At 63.1% G+C, this 16418-nt stretch carries 16 protein-coding genes; 10 read left to right on the top strand and 6 right to left on the bottom strand.

Features of this window, described 5'->3' with window-relative positions; translation table 11 throughout:
- On the top strand, positions 1 to 1529 hold a 1529-nt coding region (hrpB, locus tag WCE05_RS09140), incomplete at its 5' end, for an ATP-dependent helicase HrpB (RefSeq protein WP_368815792.1).
- 51 nt (positions 1530 to 1580) lie between these two features.
- On the opposite strand, the gene WCE05_RS09135 is transcribed toward hrpB, so the two are convergent.
- From WCE05_RS09135 to WCE05_RS09125, 3 genes are all read right to left on the bottom strand, one after another.
- Entirely contained in the window at positions 1581 to 2084 is a 504-nt protein-coding gene (locus WCE05_RS09135; protein ID WP_253081526.1) for a hypothetical protein, read from the bottom strand.
- Positions 2085 to 2189: 105 nt separating this feature from the next.
- Positions 2190 to 3275 carry an endonuclease/exonuclease/phosphatase family protein gene (locus tag WCE05_RS09130; protein WP_368815791.1) on the bottom strand — a complete coding sequence of 362 codons (1086 nt, stop codon included), beginning with the start codon at positions 3273 to 3275 and terminating at the stop codon, positions 2190 to 2192.
- 61 nt (positions 3276 to 3336) lie between these two features.
- Positions 3337 to 3993, bottom strand: coding sequence for a YciC family protein (locus WCE05_RS09125; RefSeq protein WP_225790716.1), 657 nt, complete (start codon positions 3991 to 3993; stop codon positions 3337 to 3339).
- Positions 3994 to 4143: 150 nt separating this feature from the next.
- Between WCE05_RS09125 and WCE05_RS09120 the strand changes: the two genes are divergently transcribed.
- Both WCE05_RS09120 and WCE05_RS09115 read left to right on the top strand, forming a co-directional pair.
- Positions 4144 to 4863 carry a DUF2076 domain-containing protein gene (locus tag WCE05_RS09120; RefSeq protein WP_368815790.1) on the top strand — a complete coding sequence of 240 codons (720 nt, stop codon included), beginning with the start codon at positions 4144 to 4146 and terminating at the stop codon, positions 4861 to 4863.
- A 91-nt stretch (positions 4864 to 4954) separates the two neighbouring features.
- Positions 4955 to 5437: an NYN domain-containing protein gene (locus WCE05_RS09115; RefSeq protein ID WP_225790718.1), complete on the top strand. Its 483-nt coding sequence runs from the start codon at positions 4955 to 4957 to the stop codon at positions 5435 to 5437.
- A gap of 43 nt (positions 5438 to 5480) precedes the next feature.
- On the opposite strand, the gene WCE05_RS09110 is transcribed toward WCE05_RS09115, so the two are convergent.
- Complete coding sequence (locus WCE05_RS09110; protein WP_225790719.1) at positions 5481 to 5939, bottom strand: Lrp/AsnC family transcriptional regulator; 459 nt, start codon at positions 5937 to 5939, stop codon at positions 5481 to 5483.
- 156 nt (positions 5940 to 6095) lie between these two features.
- On the opposite strand from WCE05_RS09110, the gene yedA reads away from it, so the two are divergent.
- Together yedA and WCE05_RS09100 are read left to right on the top strand one after the other, a co-directional pair.
- Positions 6096 to 7016, top strand: coding sequence for a drug/metabolite exporter YedA (gene yedA / locus WCE05_RS09105; protein WP_225790720.1), 921 nt, complete (start codon positions 6096 to 6098; stop codon positions 7014 to 7016).
- Between the two features lie 54 nt (positions 7017 to 7070).
- Entirely contained in the window at positions 7071 to 8402 is a 1332-nt protein-coding gene (locus tag WCE05_RS09100) for a DEAD/DEAH box helicase (RefSeq protein WP_225790721.1), read from the top strand.
- A 71-nt stretch (positions 8403 to 8473) separates the two neighbouring features.
- Here WCE05_RS09100 and WCE05_RS09095 read toward each other — a convergent pair whose 3' ends face one another.
- Complete coding sequence (locus WCE05_RS09095; RefSeq protein ID WP_368815789.1) at positions 8474 to 9364, bottom strand: LysR family transcriptional regulator; 891 nt, start codon at positions 9362 to 9364, stop codon at positions 8474 to 8476.
- Between the two features lie 121 nt (positions 9365 to 9485).
- Between WCE05_RS09095 and WCE05_RS09090 the strand changes: the two genes are divergently transcribed.
- Together WCE05_RS09090 and WCE05_RS09085 are read left to right on the top strand one after the other, a co-directional pair.
- Complete coding sequence (locus tag WCE05_RS09090; protein WP_368815788.1) at positions 9486 to 10325, top strand: class II aldolase/adducin family protein; 840 nt, start codon at positions 9486 to 9488, stop codon at positions 10323 to 10325.
- Positions 10326 to 10410: 85 nt separating this feature from the next.
- On the top strand, positions 10411 to 11718 hold the full coding sequence (locus WCE05_RS09085; RefSeq protein WP_368815787.1) for an MFS transporter: 1308 nt from the start codon (positions 10411 to 10413) through the stop codon (positions 11716 to 11718).
- Positions 11719 to 11856: 138 nt separating this feature from the next.
- Here WCE05_RS09085 and WCE05_RS09080 read toward each other — a convergent pair whose 3' ends face one another.
- Entirely contained in the window at positions 11857 to 12567 is a 711-nt protein-coding gene (locus WCE05_RS09080; RefSeq protein ID WP_368815786.1) for a GntR family transcriptional regulator, read from the bottom strand.
- Positions 12568 to 12677: 110 nt separating this feature from the next.
- On the opposite strand from WCE05_RS09080, the gene ilvC reads away from it, so the two are divergent.
- The 3 genes from ilvC (at position 12678) to WCE05_RS09065 (ending at position 16395) form a co-directional block, all read left to right on the top strand.
- On the top strand, positions 12678 to 13694 hold the full coding sequence (gene ilvC / locus WCE05_RS09075) for a ketol-acid reductoisomerase (protein ID WP_368815785.1): 1017 nt from the start codon (positions 12678 to 12680) through the stop codon (positions 13692 to 13694).
- A 116-nt stretch (positions 13695 to 13810) separates the two neighbouring features.
- The gene (locus WCE05_RS09070; RefSeq protein ID WP_368815784.1) at positions 13811 to 15358 is read left to right on the top strand and encodes a Rieske 2Fe-2S domain-containing protein; all 1548 of its coding nucleotides are present in this window, start codon (positions 13811 to 13813) and stop codon (positions 15356 to 15358) included.
- Between the two features lie 53 nt (positions 15359 to 15411).
- Complete coding sequence (locus WCE05_RS09065) at positions 15412 to 16395, top strand: 2Fe-2S iron-sulfur cluster-binding protein (protein WP_368815783.1); 984 nt, start codon at positions 15412 to 15414, stop codon at positions 16393 to 16395.
- Positions 16396 to 16418 lie beyond the last annotated feature (23 nt).

Raw genomic sequence — 16418 nt, 5'->3', positions numbered from 1 at the left:
GGCTCGAGCCGGGGGTTTGCTATCGCTTGTGGTCCGAAGCCCAGCACGAGCAACTGGCGGGCTTTGGTTCGCCGGAGATTCAACAGGCCGACCTGGCGGGATTGGCCCTGCAGCTCGCGCGGTGGGGCGTTGGGCCGGACGAGCTCAAGTGGCTCGATGCTCCCCCGGCTGCGGCCTTTGCCCAAGCATGCGATCTATTGCGCCGGCTCCGGGCCCTGCAACCGGATGGACAATTGACCCGGCATGGCCAGGCGATGGCCGAGATGCCCGCTCATCCGCGTCTGGCCCACCTGCTATTGCGTGGTCATGAGCTGGGTTTGACGAATCTGGCATGCGATATCGCGGCCTTGCTGAGCGAGCGGGATATCCAGCGCGGCGGCGGGGCCGACCTGCACGCTCGGTTGGCTGTCTTGTCTGGAGAGCAACGCGCCCAGCGTGGCGGGCAGGGGAGCGCCCAGCGAGCGAAGCAGTTGGCCAGGCAATACCGTTCGTTCTTGCGCGGGCCCACGGCTGACCGCGTGCCGGACCCTGCAAACCCGAAATGGGTGGGCTGCCTGCTAGCGCTTGCCTACCCTGATCGCATTGCACGACAGCGGCGCGCCGGTGGCGCGGAGTACCGCCTTGCCAATGGCCGGGCTGCGTTGTTCTCAGAGAGCGATGCGCTGATGAAACACCCCTGGTTGGTGATCGCTGATCTGGGGAGCCGCCAGGGGCAACGGGACGAGCGTATCTATCTCGCGGCGGATCTGGATGAAACGCTGTTCGACTCGGTCCTGAAAGAGCAGGTCAGCCAGGTGGACGCGCTGGATTGGGACGAGCGGGAAGGCGTGCTGCGGGCGGAGCGACAGCTCAAGGTAGGGGAACTGGTGCTTTCTTGCGCGCCGCTGGCCAACCTGGATGACGAAGCCCGTGTCCAGGCATTGATCGACTATATCCGGCGCAAGGGCCTCGAGCTGTTGCCCTGGACGCCCGAGCTGCGCCAGTGGCAGGCACGTGTGGCACTGCTGCGTGACCTGGATCTGGAGAGCGGGGGGGCGAGTGAATGGCCGGATTTGCGTGATCAGGCGCTTCTGGCGTCCCTACGTGAGTGGCTTGGGCCCTACATTGGAAAGGTCACCCGGCTCAGCCACTTTGGCCAGCTCGACCTGGCATCGATTCTGCGCAACCTGTTGCCCTGGCCATTGCCGCAGCAACTCGATGTGCAAGCACCCCAGACGATCTCGGTGCCCTCGGGGTCGAATATTCGTATCGACTACAGCGAGCGTCCCCCCGTATTGGCGGTAAGGCTCCAGGAGTTGTTCGGCCTGGCGGACACACCGCGCATCGCCAATGGGCGGCAGGTGCTCAAGCTGCATTTGCTGTCGCCAGCGCGGCGCCCCGTGCAGGTTACCCAGGACCTGGAGAACTTCTGGAAATCGACTTATGCCGAGGTCAAGAAAGACCTGAAAGGCCGATACCCCAAGCACTACTGGCCGGATGACCCGCTGGTAGCTGAGGCCACGGCACGGGCCAAGCCCAGGGGGACCTGAGCTCCTGTCGCCGGGGTGCTTGCGTTGGTGCAAGCACCCCGGCGCTACCGATCAGTCCACGCGCTCGATCAGGAACTCGTGGACCTCACCTTCCTGGACATTCAGCAGGTAGTAGGTCCCCGGCTCATGGTGCGGGGTATCCATGATGGCCTTGACCTGCTGGCCCTGGTGGTCCCGCCAGCGGCAATGCAAGCCTTGTTCGGTCCAGTTCAGGGTTTCCAGCTTCCAGAAGTCGGTGACCTCGGCATGCTTGTACAGCCCCAGGTAGCCATTGAGGCTGATGCCCAGTTTCTTGTCCGCGTGGCGGCCGGTGCCGCGGATGCTGAAGTGATGGCGGTTCTCGGTTTGCGACAGGAAGGTGAAATGAAAGACCGGGGAGTCGGCCTGTCCGCCTGCTTGCAGCCAATCATCCTGCGGGGCGAATCCCCAGCTGAACTTGTCGGTGCTACGGCTGAGCCGCAGCGGCACCCGTCGGTTATCGACCAGCATGTAGATCTTGCCGCGAAATGCTTCGATCGTCTCGGCGACGAGCACTGGTTCATGAGCGTCTGTCATGGGAGTCTCCTTGTCCATTCGATGGCAGCACCGTGCTGCACCGTCGGCGATTCTGGCGGCCGACGGGGATCGATGGCGCAAGGAAGGTTTGCTTCGAGAGTCGTTTCAGTCGCGGCGATGGGGCGGTAGCTGCAGCCGAGCCACGAGCGGCAGGTGGTCGGAGATCTGCAGGGTGTCCTGCTGCAGCACCTGGGCCTGGAGCCGCTGCAACCTGGGGCTGTGCAGCAGGTAGTCGAGAGTGCGGTCGGGCCCGCTGGCGGCCGGGTCGTTGGGGTAGTGCGTGAGCCAGGCGCTGCGATCGGCCCCGCTGGCCTCGGCGTTGCTGGGAATCATCGGGTACTTGTCCCAGAGCAGGTGCAGGTCGCTGTCGGCGGGGTAGTTGCCGCGTTGTGCCGGTGGCAGGCGACGGTACTGGCCCAGGGGCAGGAGATTGAAGTCGCCACCGATCAGCCAGGGCGTGCCCTGGCCTTCCAGGCGGTCGAGGACCTTGGCCAGGTGCGCCACCTGGCGCTGCTGCAGGTCGCTGCCGGGCCGGTAGGGTGAGAGCTGGGTGTTGAGCACCGCCAGGCGGCCACCATCCTGCACCGGCAGGTAGCTGACCAGCAGGGCCGGTTGCGGCTCCAGCAGGCGGTTCAAGGCATTGCTGGCGGCGGAGGGTAGTTGCAGGCGCTCGGCCTTGGCGATCGGGTAGCGGCTAAGGGTGGCCAGGGTGCGGCCAACGTTGCCGGCAATGTGCCAGTCGGGCACGAAGTCGGCCTTCCAGTCATAGGCCTGGACCGCGCAGGGGTAGAGATCGGCGAGGCGCTCGCGCAACAGGGCCAGCTGGTCCTGGTAACCGGTGGCCTTGGCGCCTTTGTCCAGCTCCTGGAGCAGGACGATGTCAGGCTGTTCGGCGCGGATCACCCGGCTCACTTCGTCGAGGTTGAAGGCCAGGTCCTCGGCACTCGGGCGGGTGTCGCTGCCGCGGCCCTGGTCGTACCAGAACACGTAGCGCTTGCCGGCCAGGTACTGCACGTTCCAGGTCATCACCTTGAGCGCCTGCCCAGGTAGCAGCGGCGGGCTGGCGCCGTGGCAGGCAACCGCCACGGGTTCGCGGGGGGAGGGCTGCCAGCCCAGGTGATCGGCAAGCAGCCAGAGCACGGCCAGCAACAGTAGCAGGGACAGCAGGGCGTTGCGCAGTAGACGGATCATCGGCTCGGCTTGTCGGTGCAGGTGGCGCCAGCATAACCGAGCCGTTCGTCGGTGAGCCAGTTCAGGCGCTGGCTTCGCTCTCCAGCAGCATGAACAGGCGGTACAGCACCACACCGCTGAACAGTTGCAGGAAGCCGCTCAGGCTGTCCAGGGCCAGTTGCAGGCCCGGCTGGGGCTCGGGGAACACTGTCAGCAGCAGCCCGTCGAGCAGCCACAGCGGCGCCAGCACGGCGAGCACGCAGGCCAGGATGCGCATGAAGTGCCCGGTGGTCATCCTGGCGCTCTCGCGCATGGCCTGCACCACCGGCAGCCCGCGCAGCACCAGCAGGTATTCGGCGAACACCAGGTTGATCATGATCCACACCCCCGGGAAGATGAACAGCGCCAGGCCCGCCATGATCAGCAGCGAGCTGATCAGGATCAGCAGCGCCAGCGCAGGCCACAGTTGTACGGCGCGGGCGAACAGGTTGCGCTTGGCGATGTCCTGGCCGTTGCTGCGGGTGTCGAGGTAGAGGATCAGGGCCGCGCTGTAAAGCGGGTAGAACAGCAGGCTCACCAGCATGCCGTAGGCGGGCGAGCCCTGGTCGCCCAGCTGGCGGTCGAGCAGTTGGGTGCACAGGGCTTCGAGCATCACCAGCGGCAGGCAGAGCTGGAGGATGCTCGCCAGATGGCGGCGGAAAAAATACAGGGAATCGCGCAGGACGCTCAGCGGGTTCATCGGTCAGGATCGCATGGCAGAAAAAGCAGGGCGTCACTTTAGCCCACAGCCTTTGCTGAAAAAAGTTTCACGGCCTCGATGATTGAATCGCGTGGCTGTGCACCCCATCCTTGACGCGTCCACACAGGCCACTGACGTATGAGGTAGCCCATGAACACTGAAGAACGAACCCTGATCGACGGCCTGTTCGGCCGCATCAAGCAAGCCGAGGCTGCAAGCCAGCCGCGTGACGCCCAGGCGCAGGCGTGCATCGAGGAGCACCTGCGCCAGCAGCCGGCGGCGCCGTACTACATGGCCCAGGCGATCCTGGTCCAGGAGGCCGCGATCGAGCGTCTGGACGAGCGGAACAAGCAGCTCGAGGCCGAGCTGAAGCAGGCCAAGGCCCAGCTCGAGGCTACCCGTGGCAGTAATGCCGGTGGCGGTTTCCTGTCGAGCATCTTTGGCGCAGGGGCCCGCAGCCCGGCTCCGCAGCCGCAGCGCCCGGCGGCCTCCGGTGGTGGCTGGCGTGAGCCGAGCGCGCCGGGCTTCAACCGGCCGGGAGCGTCGGCCTTCAATGCCACCCCCGCCCGCAGCGGCGCCGGCAGCTTCCTCGGCGGTGCCATGCAGACCGCTGCCGGCGTGGCGGGCGGCGTATTGCTGGCGCAGGGCATCAGCAGCCTGTTCAACCATCACGCGCAGCCCGAGGAAGTGGTCGAGGTCATCAAGGAAGAACCGGCGCCGGCCAGCGACAGCGGCGGCTGGAACGACCAGGAGGTCCAGCGCCAGGTCGCCGACAACGGTGACCCGGGCTATGACCAGGGCGGCTTCATGGACAGCGACTATGGCAGCGACGGTGGCGGGTTCTTCTCCGACGACGACACGTTCGTCTGAGGGCTCTGGCATACTGCTGGCCTTCAAGGGGGCCGTGCGCCCCCATCACGACGCAAGGCCGCCGTCACAGGCCTGACCTGCCAGAGGGTTCATGGTGAAGAAAATCGCATTGTTCGCCGATGTGCAGAACCTCTACTACACCGTGCGCCAGGCCCACGGCTGCCATTTCGACTATGCCGCGCTGTGGGCCGATGTCAGTCGCCAGGGCCAGATCGTCGAGGCGGTGGCCTATGCGATCGACCGTGGCGACAGCAAGCAGCAACAGTTCCAGCAGATCCTGCGCAACCTTGGTTTCGAGGTGCGTCTAAAACCGTTCATCCAGCGTAGCGACGGTTCGGCCAAGGGTGACTGGGACGTGGGCATCACCCTCGATGTGATCGATGCCGCCGCCCGGGTCGACCAGGTGGTACTGGCCTCTGGCGATGGCGACTTCGACCTGCTGCTGGAGCGGGTGATCCAGCGCCATGGCACCGAGGCCGTGGTCTATGGCGTGCCGGGGCTCACCGCGCTATCGCTGATCCGTGCTGCCAGTCGCTATGTGCCGATCGAAGGGCAGTTGTTGTTGCGGCATTGATCCCGCCCATTCGCGCATAGACTGGAACGGTCAACCACGCAACTCAGGCCTTCCTGCCATTGCTTTCCAGGTGATCGAGCGGCACGCGCCGTTCCACCGCGCTGGAGAGGATGATCGAGGTCTTGCTGAAGCCCAACTGCGAGACCTGGTTGATCAGCGCCTCCAGCTCATTCATCGAGGCGACCGCCGCCTGCATGATCACGCAAGGATCCCCCGTGACCCGGTGGCATTCGGTGAGCTGGGGAATGCGCGTCAGGGCTTCGTAGGCCTGCTGGTTGCCGTGGCTGGCCAGGCGCAGCTCGATCACGCACTGGATCGGCAAACCGATCTTCTCCAGGTCGACCTTGGCCGAATAACCGGTGATCACACCGCTGGCCTCCAGCTTGGCCACCCGTTCGGCCACCGCCGGGGCGGATAGATTCACCTGGCGCGCCAGTTGCGCGTAGGTGGCCCGGCCGTTTTCCAGCAGGGCGGCGAGGAGCATGCGATCGTACTTGTCCATGGCACTTCCAGTGGTCACTTTGTAATCGACGGAAAAGTGGTCTTACAACCATGCTTTGCAAAGTGTACGGCTGATTTAAACCTGTTTTGTAACTTAAGTTTGCGCAGGGGCCTTTCTAAACTAAGTCACCCGTAAACGGATTTCGAGTTCTTTCCCATGCCTGCCTCCCGTCGCTTCCCGCTGCTGCTCATCGGTGCCTTCCTGGCTTTGTACCTGGTCTGGGGCTCGACCTACCTGTTCATCAAGATCGGTGTCGAGTCCTGGCCGCCGATGCTGATGGCAGGTGTGCGCTTCATCATCGCCGGCAGCCTGCTCTACGGCTTCCTGCGCTGGCGCGGGGTGCCCGCGCCGACCTGGGCGCAATGGCGCGCGGCGGGGGCGATCGGTTTCCTGTTGCTCAGTTGCGGCAATGGTGGCGTGACCCTGGCCGAACATGCCGGGGTCGCTTCGGGCGTGGCCGCGTTGGCGGTGGCCACGGTGCCGCTGTTCACCTTGTTGTTCGGCCTGCTGTTCGGCCAGCGCAACTCGCGCCTGGAGTGGGCGGGGATCTTCCTTGGCCTGGCCGGCATTGGCTTGCTCAACCTTGGGTCCAACCTGCAAGCCAGCCCCATGGGCGCGGCGCTGATCCTGTTCGCCGCGGCGTCCTGGGCCTTCGGTTCGGTATGGAGCAAGACCCTGCCGCTGCCCCAGGGGGCCATGGCCAGTGCCGCCGAGATGCTGGTAGGCGGCGCTGCGCTGTTGATCGGCAGTGCCGTCAGCGGCGAGCGCCTGACCCAGATGCCCACTGCCGCAGGTTGGGGTGCGCTGGCCTATCTGGTGTTCTTCGGCTCGATCCTGGCCTTCAGCTCCTACATGTACCTGCTCAAGCACGTACGCCCGGCGGCGGCCACCAGCTATGCCTACGTCAACCCGGCGGTGGCGGTGCTACTGGGGATCGTCTTCGCCGGCGAGCGCATCGGCGCCGAGGAGTGCGTGGCGATGGCGGTGATCATCGGGGCGGTGGTGCTGATCGGGTTGCCGCAATGGCGCAAGGTGCCCGAGACGCCCGCGCCGCTGAAGGGCGAAATGTGCAAGTAGGGCGGGGCGTTGCGGTAAACTGCCGGCTTCGCTGAACCCCCTGACGGTATTGCCATGAATTTCGCCAAACTCGGCCTGATCGAACCCTTGCTGCGCACCCTGCAGCACCTGGACTACAACACCCCGACTCCCGTCCAGGCCCAGGCCATCCCCGCCGTGCTGGCCGGCCGCGACCTGATGGCCGCGGCCCAGACCGGCACCGGCAAGACCGCCGGTTTCGCCCTGCCGGTGCTGCAGCGCCTGGCGCTGGAAGGCGCCAAGGTCGCCAGCAATTCGATCCGTGCCCTGGTGCTGGTGCCGACCCGCGAGTTGGCCGAGCAGGTCCATGCCAATATCCGCCAATACGCCGAGAACCTGCCGCTGAGCACCTACGCGGTATACGGTGGGGTCAGCCTCAATCCACAAATGATGCGCCTGCGCCGTGGTGTCGACCTGCTGGTGGCCACGCCTGGCCGGCTGCTCGACCTGTTCCGGCAGAACGCGGTGAAGTTCGGCCAGGTGCAGACCCTGGTTCTCGACGAGGCCGACCGCATGCTCGACCTGGGGTTCGCCGAGGAGCTGCAGGCGGTGTATGCCGCGCTACCGCGCAAGCGTCAGACGCTGCTGTTCTCCGCCACCTTCTCCGACGAGATCCGCATGCTCGCCGGCCTTGCCTTGAACGACCCGCTGAGCATCGAGGTCAGCCCGCGCAACGCCACGGCCAGCACGGTGAAGCAGTGGCTGGTACCGGTGGACAAGAAGCGCAAGGCCGACCTGTTCTGCCACCTGCTGCGCAAGCAGCGCTGGAAGCAGGCCCTGGTGTTCGCCAAGACGCGCAACGGCGTCGACCAACTGGTGGAGCGCCTGCTCGGCGAGGGGATCAATGCCGACGGTATCCACGGTGATCGCCCACAGGCCACCCGCCAGCGCGCGCTGGACAGCTTCAAGGCCCGCGAGATCCAGGTGCTGGTGGCCACTGATGTCGCGGCCCGTGGCCTGGACATCGACGACCTGCCGCTGGTGGTCAACCTCGACCTGCCGATCGTGGCCGAAGACTACGTGCACCGCATCGGCCGTACCGGCCGGGCGGGCAACAAGGGCGAGGCGATCTCGCTAGTGTGTGCCGACGAGGTGCAGTTGCTGGCGGCCATCGAGACCCTGATCCGCCAGACCCTGCCGCGTCACGAGGAGCCGGATTTCATTCCCGATCACCGGGTACCGCTGACCGATGCCAGCGGCCAGGTGCTGAAGAAACCGAAAAAGCCCAAGAAGCCGAAGGAGAACAGCGCCAAGCGAGGGCTGGGGCGCTGGATGGACAGTGCCGAGCCTGCGTTCTCGGAGCCAGCGGTCAAGCCGGTGCGCAAGGTGCCGAGCTTCAACAGCGGGCCGCGCAAGCGCAAGTCTTGAGGTTTTCAGGGCCGCCGGAGGGGCGGCATGGGGATCGAGGGGAGCAGGGTGGGATTGGGTCTGGTCGCTGTTCAGGCGTTGACCTGGTCCATGAGCCATTTCTTGAAGCGTTCGATGTTCCGGCTGCCTTTGGCGGCGCTGCGGTAGCAAAGAAAGTGGATCTCCCGGCGCAGATGGGGCCGGTTGCCTTGCAGTATCACCAGGCTTGCGTCTTTCAACTCCGACTCGGCCAAGCGGGTCGACTCCAAGGTGATACCCAGCCCGTCAGCAGCGGCCGACAGGGCCAGCGCGGCGCGGTCGAACGACAGCCCCTTGAACTGACGTAGTTCCGCGATGCCTTCGTAGCCTAGCCAGTCGCCCCAGCGCACAGGGCAAAGCTGCGAGTCGATCAGCGAATGGGCCGGGATCGTCTGTTCGTTCAGCGTCACCGCTGGATCGAAGAAACGCGGCGAGGACATCGGTGCGAGCGTTTCCATGCCCAGCGACTCGGCAATGACGCCTGTCTTGTTTATGGGCGCGCCATAGGTGATGGCGACATCGATTTCCTCATGACGGGTCAGCTCCGGCGGGGTTGCACTGGAGGTGAGGCGAATGTGCATGGGGTCGGGTTCGCTCAGCAAGCGTGCCAGGCGTGGCGAGAGCCATTTCGAAGCGAAGCTCGGTGCACAGTGCACGGCCAGACTCAACTGTTGGGTATCCGGTATCCAGGGGGCGATAGCGTGCTCCATGGCATCGAATACCGGGGTCAGCCTGCCAGCCAGTCTTTGGCCTTCTACGGTGAGCTCTACCGAGCGTGCGTGACGGATGAACAGTTCCACCCCAAGGGTGGCTTCGAGTTTTCTGACCTGGTGACTGACCGCTGAAGGTGTCAGATGGAGCTCGTCTGCCGCGGCCGCGAAGTTCTGCAGGCGCGAGGCGGCTTCGAAGGCACGAATGGCCGCGAAGTTGGGAATTTTTCTCATTATTTTGGTATTTCCCTAGGCTGAATCCAATTCAACCTTGGGTAAAAAGGGATCGTTTGTCAACGATGCTGGGCGAACCGACTATGGAGTTCCGCACTATTACAACAACGAGGAAAACCCCATGGATTCGCTGCTTTCCATTAACCCCGCCGCCAATAGCAAACGCCGTATTTCGATTTATCAGCCCGAGCAGGCGGGGCTGATTTTCCCTGAAATCCCCGAGTTCAAATCCTTCGAAGAAGAGCGCACTTACCGCAAGAAGCATCTGGTCGCAGCATGCCGGGCGTTCGCGCAGCATAGCCTGGACTACGGTTTCGCCGGCCACCTCACCGTGCGCGATCCAGAGTTCCCGGAGTTGTACTGGACCAACCCCATGGCCGTGCACTTTTCCAAGGTGAAGATGAGCAACCTGATTCTCGCCGACCACAAGGGCAAGGTGGTCGAAGGGAACTACGCCATCAATCGCGCAGGCTTCGTACTGCATGCCGCAGTGCACGAAGAACACCCGGACATCCTCGCCATGTGCCATGCCCATACCATCTACGGGGGGGCCTGGGCGGCTACCGGCCGGCCGCTGCCGCCTATCACTCAAGATGCCGCAGTGTTCTACGAGGACCATGTGGTGATCACCGATGAGGCCGGTGCCGTTGCCGTGGAAACCAAGGCGGGCAACTCGGTTGCGGGGCACTTCAAGAACGTTCGTGCAGCGATCCACCAGAATCATGGCTTGCTCACGGCCAGCCGCCACAGCATCGACGAAGCGGCGTTCTGGTTCATCGCACTGGAGCGTTGCTGCCAGCAGCAGTTGCTGATCGAGGCCTCCGGCATCGAGCCGAAGCTGGTGACCCCAGAGCGCTGTCGCTACAGCCGCGAGAATGTCGGTAGTCCCTTCATCGGTTGGCTGCACTTCCAGGCGCTGTACGACCAGTTGGTCGAAGACCAGCCCGACATGTTCTCGTGATCTCCAGGGCGGCGCCTTATCCCGGCGCCGACCGTCATGCCGTCGAATCGCCAGACAATAACAACAATCTTGCGGAGACCAGCAGATGTCCAACGCAATCGAGGCGCCGCCCTACCGTGCAAACCTGTCTTCTGAATCCCAACTCTATGGCCGTGTAGTCCTGCGGCTGATTCCTTTCCTGTTCATCTGTTACGTGTTCGCCTACCTCGACCGGGTCAATGTCGGTTTCGCCAAGCTGCAGATGCTCGATGAACTCAAGTTCAGCGAAACGGTTTATGGCTTGGGCGCAGGCGTGTTCTTCCTGGGGTACTTCATCTTCGAAGTGCCGAGCAACCTGATCCTGCACCGGGTAGGTGCCAGGCGCTGGATAGCGCGGATCATGATCACCTGGGGCCTGCTTTCGGCCAGCATGATCTTCGTCCAGACACCCACCACCTTCTACATCATCCGCTTCCTGCTCGGCGTCGCTGAGGCCGGTTTTTTCCCAGGGATCATCTTGTACCTCACCTACTGGTTCCCACCCTCGCGGCGCGGCAAGATCACCGCGATGTTCATGACGGGTATCCCCATGGCAGGGGTAATCGGTGGGCCGCTGTCGGGTTGGATCATGGCCACGACCCACGGCTGGCATGGATACTCGGCATGGCAGTGGTTGTTCTTCCTGGAAGCACTGCCTTCGATTATCGCGGGGGTCGTGGTGCTGTTCTATCTGGAAGACAAGATCGATGATGCCAAGTGGTTGAGCGACAGCGAAAAGCAGGTGCTCAAGCGAAACCTGGAGAACGAGACAGGGCCGCGGGAGGTGCACTCGGTGTTCGGTGCTTTCCGCAATCGACGCGTATGGGTGCTTGCCACTGGGTACTTCGGTTTCATGATGGGCCTGTACGGCATCAGCTTCTGGTTGCCTTCACTGATCAAGGCGTCAGGTGTGCAGGAAGCTTCCACCGTGGCCATGCTCACCACCATTCCGTATGTCTGTGCGACCGTTGCGATGGTGCTCACCGGCCGTAGTGCCGACCGCTGGAAAGAGCGGCGCTGGCATGCGGCGGTACCGGCGATACTCGGCGGGCTGGGCTTGGTGCTCAGCACCCTGACGGTACAGAACCCGATGGTGTCGCTGGTGTTCTTGTCGCTGGCCACCATGGGCATCATGACCGGGCTATGCCAGTTCTGGTGCCTGCCGCCAGCGTTCCTGGGCGGCATGGCGGCGGCCACGGGCATCGCCATGATCAACTCGTTCGGTAACCTGGCAGGGTTTCTCAGCCCCTACATGATTGGCTGGGTGAAGGATGTCACCGCCTCGACCGATATCGCGTTGTATTGCATCGCAGGGTCGTTGGTGTTTGCGGCTAGCATCTGTCTGGCGATGCCCAAGGCCGTGGTAAACCGCTGAAAGGGCAATGGGGACTCTGTGGGAGCAAGCGAGCTTGTTGGAGCGCCGCTCCCACAGAGGTCTCTGCAAATTCAACGCGTTACGTCTCGTTCTGTAGACGTGGGCTTTTCCGTGAGGGCGCGGGTCAGGAAAACACCGTTACTGCGCCAGGTACTGGCTCAGCCGCTCGATCAAGTTTTCCCGTGCATGGGTGGTGTGCAGATCGGACAGCTCACCGGCCTTGACCACATCACCCGCAGAGATGGCCTGGGCAATCGCCTCATGCTCGAGCCAAATGCTTTCGCGTTGTTTGGACGACTGCAGTACGGCACCCATCGCACGACGCAAATGCACCCAGTACACCTGGGCGCTCTGGGCAATCAGGGGGTTGCCTGATGCTTCGTAGATCGCGTTGTGGAATGCCATGTCGGCATCGATCATGGCCTTGATGTTCTTGCCCTTGGAGATTTCTCGTCCTCGGCTCACATAGACCGGATCGATGGCGGCACCGCGGGCGGCCGCCATCTTCGCCGCGAGGTTGTCGAGCGCGCCGCGAATCAAGTAGAGGTTGCTGATCGACTCGATGGTCAGCGGTGTGACCAGGACGCCGCGTCCAGGAGCGTCCTGAACCAACCCATCCTTCTTCAGCAGCCGCAACGCCTGCAACACCGGCGAACGGGACACCTCCATCTGTTCGGCGATCTCTTCCTGGGTCAGGCGGGTGCCCGGCGCGATCGATCCATCACTGATAGCGTCGAGCAATGTCTTGTAGACCTCGTCCACATAGTCGATGCGCGTCTGCACGCGCTTGAGCTTGGTTGTCATGGATTGGCCTGGCTGCCTATCGGTTTCCCTGAGTTCGAGCTGCATTGTCCACGTTCTCCACAGTGATTCAAATTTTTCCTTGACTTGGGCTGAGTGTAGGTCAAGACTCTGAACTCTGTATACAGAGTTCTAAATACATAAAGGAAACCGATGCGATGAAGGTGTTCTACGACAAAGATGCGGACATGACCCTCGTGCAGCAGCGCAAGGTCGCCGTCATTGGTTACGGCGCCCAGGGTCATGCCCATGCGCAGAACCTGCGTGACAGCGGGGTCGACGTGGTGGTAGGGCTGCGCGAGGGCTCCGCTTCAGTGAAGAAGGCCCAGGCGGCTGGCCTTGCGGTCTGCGCGGTGGGTGAAGCGGTTGCCCAGGCCGATCTGGTAATGCTCCTGCTGCCGGACGAGCGTATGGCCGAGGTATACCGCCAGGCGGTCGAGCCACACTTGCGACCAGGTGCCGGCCTGGCCTTCGCCCACGGGTTCAATATCCACTACGGACAGATCCAACCGCGTGCCGACCTGGATGTGCTCATGGTTGCGCCCAAGGCGCCGGGTCACACCGTGCGCTCGACCTACCAGGCAGGGCAAGGCGTGCCGGCCCTGATCGCGGTGCAGCAGGATGCCTCGGGCCTGGCCCGTGGCTTAGCCCTGGCCTATGCCTGTGCCATCGGTTGCGGCAAGGCCGGAATTCTCGAAACGGATTTCCGCGAGGAAACCGAGACCGACCTCTTCGGCGAGCAGGCTGTGCTGTGCGGCGGTACCGTCGAGCTGATCAAGCTGGGCTTCGAGACCCTGGTCGAAGGCGGTTATTCACCCGAGCTCGCTTACTTCGAGTGCCTGCACGAGCTGAAGCTGATCGTCGACCTGATCTACGAAGGCGGCATCGGCAACATGAACTACAGCATTTCCAACAACGCCGAGTTCGGCGAATACCGCAGCGGCCCGCTCATCGTTCCCGCGCAGACCAAAGCACGGATGCAGGATCTTCTGACGAGCATCCAGAGCGGTGAGTACGCCCGCGACTTCATCCTCGAGCACAAAGCCGGCAACCCGACCCTGAATGCCCGCCGTCAGCAGTTGCAGCGCCATCCGATCGAAACCGTCGGTGCCCAACTGCGCGCGATGATGCCGTGGATCCATAGCAAGCCCCTGGTCGACAAGACCCTTAACTGACCCTTTCCCAGCAACGGAAAAACAGCAACACCTGCGGCACCCTTGCGTTCCAACAATATGTATACAGAGTTCGGAGTTCCGAATTCATGTATCGAACAAGAACGGAGCAATGCACGATGAGCCAGAAACTCGATAAGCATGATGAGCAACGCAGCGCCGGCACCGGCCCCGCTGTAGCACAGAAACTGATCGCCTACGGCGGTTACTACACCAACAAGACACCCGGCCATGATCCCGAGCTGACCGAGACCGGCCCCGGCACTCCCATGGGCGAGTACATGCGGCGCTTCTGGCACCCGGTCTGCATGTCTCTGGAGCTCACCGATACCCCGCGTTTCCTGAAGATCCTCGGCGAAGAACTGGTCGCCTTCCGTGATGGCAGCGGTCGGGTGGGCGTACTGCACGCCCACTGCGTGCATCGCGGTGCCTCTCTTGAGTACGGCGCGATCCAGGAGCGTGGCATCAAGTGCTGCTACCACGGCATGGTCTTCGATGTGGATGGTGCCTGCCTGCATGTACCTTTCCCGGCCGGTGAAGAAAAGGAAGCGGACAAATACGCCTGTTCGATCCGCCAGGGCGCCTACAAGGCCTTCGAGCGCCACGGCCTGGTGTTCGCCTACATGGGGCCGCCTGACGAAGAGCCGCCCTTCCCAGAGTGGGAGCAGGACTTCACCGTCCTCGAAGGTGACGAGTTGGTACCCTACAGCAACTTCCAGCACTGCAACTGGCTGCAGGTCCAGGACAATGCAGCCGACAACTTCCACCCCACGGCGCTGCATGCTGCCAAGAACGTGGTCGGTGAAAACTTCCAGGGCACTACCTTCGACGAGGTGGGCGCAGCATCCATGGAGGTTGCCCCGGACATGCAGTTCATCCCTGTGCACCAGGGCCGTAGCCTGGCGTGCGCCGGTGCCCGGCGGGTGAACGACGATCGCATGTTCCTGCGTATCCAGCACCAGGTCCTGCCTAACCTCAGCCTGCACGCCTACACGTCCGAAGACGGTTCGGCGAAAAAGCTGTTCAGCCGCTTCCATATCATCCGCTGGACCGTGCCGGTGGATGACGAAAACAGCAAGATGATCGGTTGGCGAGTCATGGGCCCGGGTATCGACACCCGTGGCGTCGGCAACAAGGAGATGGTCGGCTACGAGACCATCGACTTCCTCGAAGGCCAGGTGGCTATGCGTCGGCCCGAGCGCTTCGGCAAGTACAAGCTGGAGGACATCCCGCCAATCCCCTCCAACCACCGCGAGCGCCACGACTATAAGCAAGCTCAATATGCACCGGGCGACTACGAGGCGATCATCAGTCAGCGACCGATCGCGGTCCATGCCCTGGAGAACCCGACCAAGTTCGATGCAGGCCTGTATGCCTTCCGCAAGATGCTGCGCGATGGCCTGCGCGGCAACAACCCACAGGCTTCGGCGCAAGGCTTTGCCCAGTGGTTGCGTGACATGGGTGGCGAGCCCAACAGCTACTGCAGCGGCAACGTTTTCAATCTGCCGCGGGCTGCAACGGTCGAACAGGAGGTTGCCAACCGTCGACGCCTGGCCCGCGAAGCGGTGGCCATCCTCACCGAGGCCGATGGGCTCAGAGGCGAGGAGCGGGCAGCGTTCGTCAAGGCGCGGTTCGAACAGCTCGAACAAAGCTTCAACCAACAATAACAGAACGAGGCGCCCCACCTGGTGGGGCGCCTGCCAAGTTCGAGGTATACATCATGACATCGCTGATCAAGCCTGCTGCCACCACCCTGGAACTGGTGGTTCGTCGTGTCACCCTGGAGGCCAAGGGCATCAATTCCTACGAGCTGGTCGATCCTGAGCGACGGGAGTTGCCGGCGTTCACTGCCGGTGCGCACATTGATATTCATCTGCCCAACGGGCTCGTTCGGCAATACTCGCTGAGCAACTCACCGCTCGAGCGCCATCGCTACGTCATCGGTGTGCTGCGCGATCCAAATGGGGCGGGGGGCTCGGCAGCGGTGCATCGGTTGCATGCGGGCGATATCGTCCGGGTCAGCTCGCCGCGCAACAACTTCGAGCTCGATGCCGCTGCACGTCGATCCATCCTGCTCGCTGGAGGGATTGGCGTAACCCCGATGAAGTCGATGATGCACCATCTCGAGCAAGCCCAAGCCGAGTACGAGCTTCACTACTTCTGTCGTGGTCCGGAGTTTGCCGCGTTCTCCGATGAATTCCAGGCGCGGATCGGGCGTGGTTGCGTTCACCTTCATTTCGATGGTGGCGACCCGGCGAAGGGATTCAGCATCGCCTCCCTGCTGCAGGAAGCGCCCGAAGGATGCCATGTCTACTACTGCGGGCCGGCAGGCTTCATGGAGGCGTGTAGGTGCGCCGCCGCCCACTGGAGCGAAGGTACCGTGCACTTCGAACACTTCAAGGCGCCTGTCGACAGCGCGCTCGGCAGCGACCTCGTGGTCACCGATGGCTTTGTGGCGAAGATCAACAGCACCGGGGAAGAGTTGGTGGTCCCGGAGGGAGAAAGCCTGGCTGACGTGTTGCAGAACGCGGGCTACCCGGTGGAAACCTCGTGCCAGTCTGGTTTGTGCGGAACCTGCAAGGTCCGCTATCTCGCCGGCGAGGTGAATCACCAGGACTACATCCTGGACGACTCAGAGAAAGGTTCTTGCCTGACGGCCTGTGTATCACGAGGAAAGTCCGGAGTGCTTGTGCTGGACTTGTGAACCATCCGCCCTGGTGACCGGAG

This window comes from Pseudomonas sp. I2 (genome assembly GCF_040984075.1).
In the GTDB taxonomy this organism is placed as follows: domain Bacteria; phylum Pseudomonadota; class Gammaproteobacteria; order Pseudomonadales; family Pseudomonadaceae; genus Aquipseudomonas; species Aquipseudomonas guariconensis_B.
Note: the sequence above shows the minus strand (reverse complement) of the source record. Positions and strands in the feature narration are given on the sequence as shown.

What these genes read in the sequence shown, in the direction of transcription:
- WCE05_RS09090 (WP_368815788.1), top strand. Translation starts at nt 9,486, where the DNA reads ATGGATTCGCTGCTTTCCATTAACCCCGCCGCCAATAGCAAACGCCGT.
- WCE05_RS09120 (WP_368815790.1), top strand. Translation starts at nt 4,144, where the DNA reads ATGAACACTGAAGAACGAACCCTGATCGACGGCCTGTTCGGCCGCATC.
- WCE05_RS09110 (WP_225790719.1), bottom strand. Translation starts at nt 5,939, where the DNA reads ATGGACAAGTACGATCGCATGCTCCTCGCCGCCCTGCTGGAAAACGGC.
- WCE05_RS09080 (WP_368815786.1), bottom strand. Translation starts at nt 12,567, where the DNA reads ATGCAGCTCGAACTCAGGGAAACCGATAGGCAGCCAGGCCAATCCATG.
- WCE05_RS09065 (WP_368815783.1), top strand. Translation starts at nt 15,412, where the DNA reads ATGACATCGCTGATCAAGCCTGCTGCCACCACCCTGGAACTGGTGGTT.
- WCE05_RS09125 (WP_225790716.1), bottom strand. Translation starts at nt 3,993, where the DNA reads ATGAACCCGCTGAGCGTCCTGCGCGATTCCCTGTATTTTTTCCGCCGC.
- ilvC (WP_368815785.1), top strand. Translation starts at nt 12,678, where the DNA reads ATGAAGGTGTTCTACGACAAAGATGCGGACATGACCCTCGTGCAGCAG.
- WCE05_RS09085 (WP_368815787.1), top strand. Translation starts at nt 10,411, where the DNA reads ATGTCCAACGCAATCGAGGCGCCGCCCTACCGTGCAAACCTGTCTTCT.
- WCE05_RS09130 (WP_368815791.1), bottom strand. Translation starts at nt 3,275, where the DNA reads ATGATCCGTCTACTGCGCAACGCCCTGCTGTCCCTGCTACTGTTGCTG.
- WCE05_RS09115 (WP_225790718.1), top strand. Translation starts at nt 4,955, where the DNA reads ATGGTGAAGAAAATCGCATTGTTCGCCGATGTGCAGAACCTCTACTAC.
- WCE05_RS09095 (WP_368815789.1), bottom strand. Translation starts at nt 9,364, where the DNA reads ATGAGAAAAATTCCCAACTTCGCGGCCATTCGTGCCTTCGAAGCCGCC.
- yedA (WP_225790720.1), top strand. Translation starts at nt 6,096, where the DNA reads ATGCCTGCCTCCCGTCGCTTCCCGCTGCTGCTCATCGGTGCCTTCCTG.
- WCE05_RS09100 (WP_225790721.1), top strand. Translation starts at nt 7,071, where the DNA reads ATGAATTTCGCCAAACTCGGCCTGATCGAACCCTTGCTGCGCACCCTG.
- WCE05_RS09135 (WP_253081526.1), bottom strand. Translation starts at nt 2,084, where the DNA reads ATGACAGACGCTCATGAACCAGTGCTCGTCGCCGAGACGATCGAAGCA.
- WCE05_RS09070 (WP_368815784.1), top strand. Translation starts at nt 13,811, where the DNA reads ATGAGCCAGAAACTCGATAAGCATGATGAGCAACGCAGCGCCGGCACC.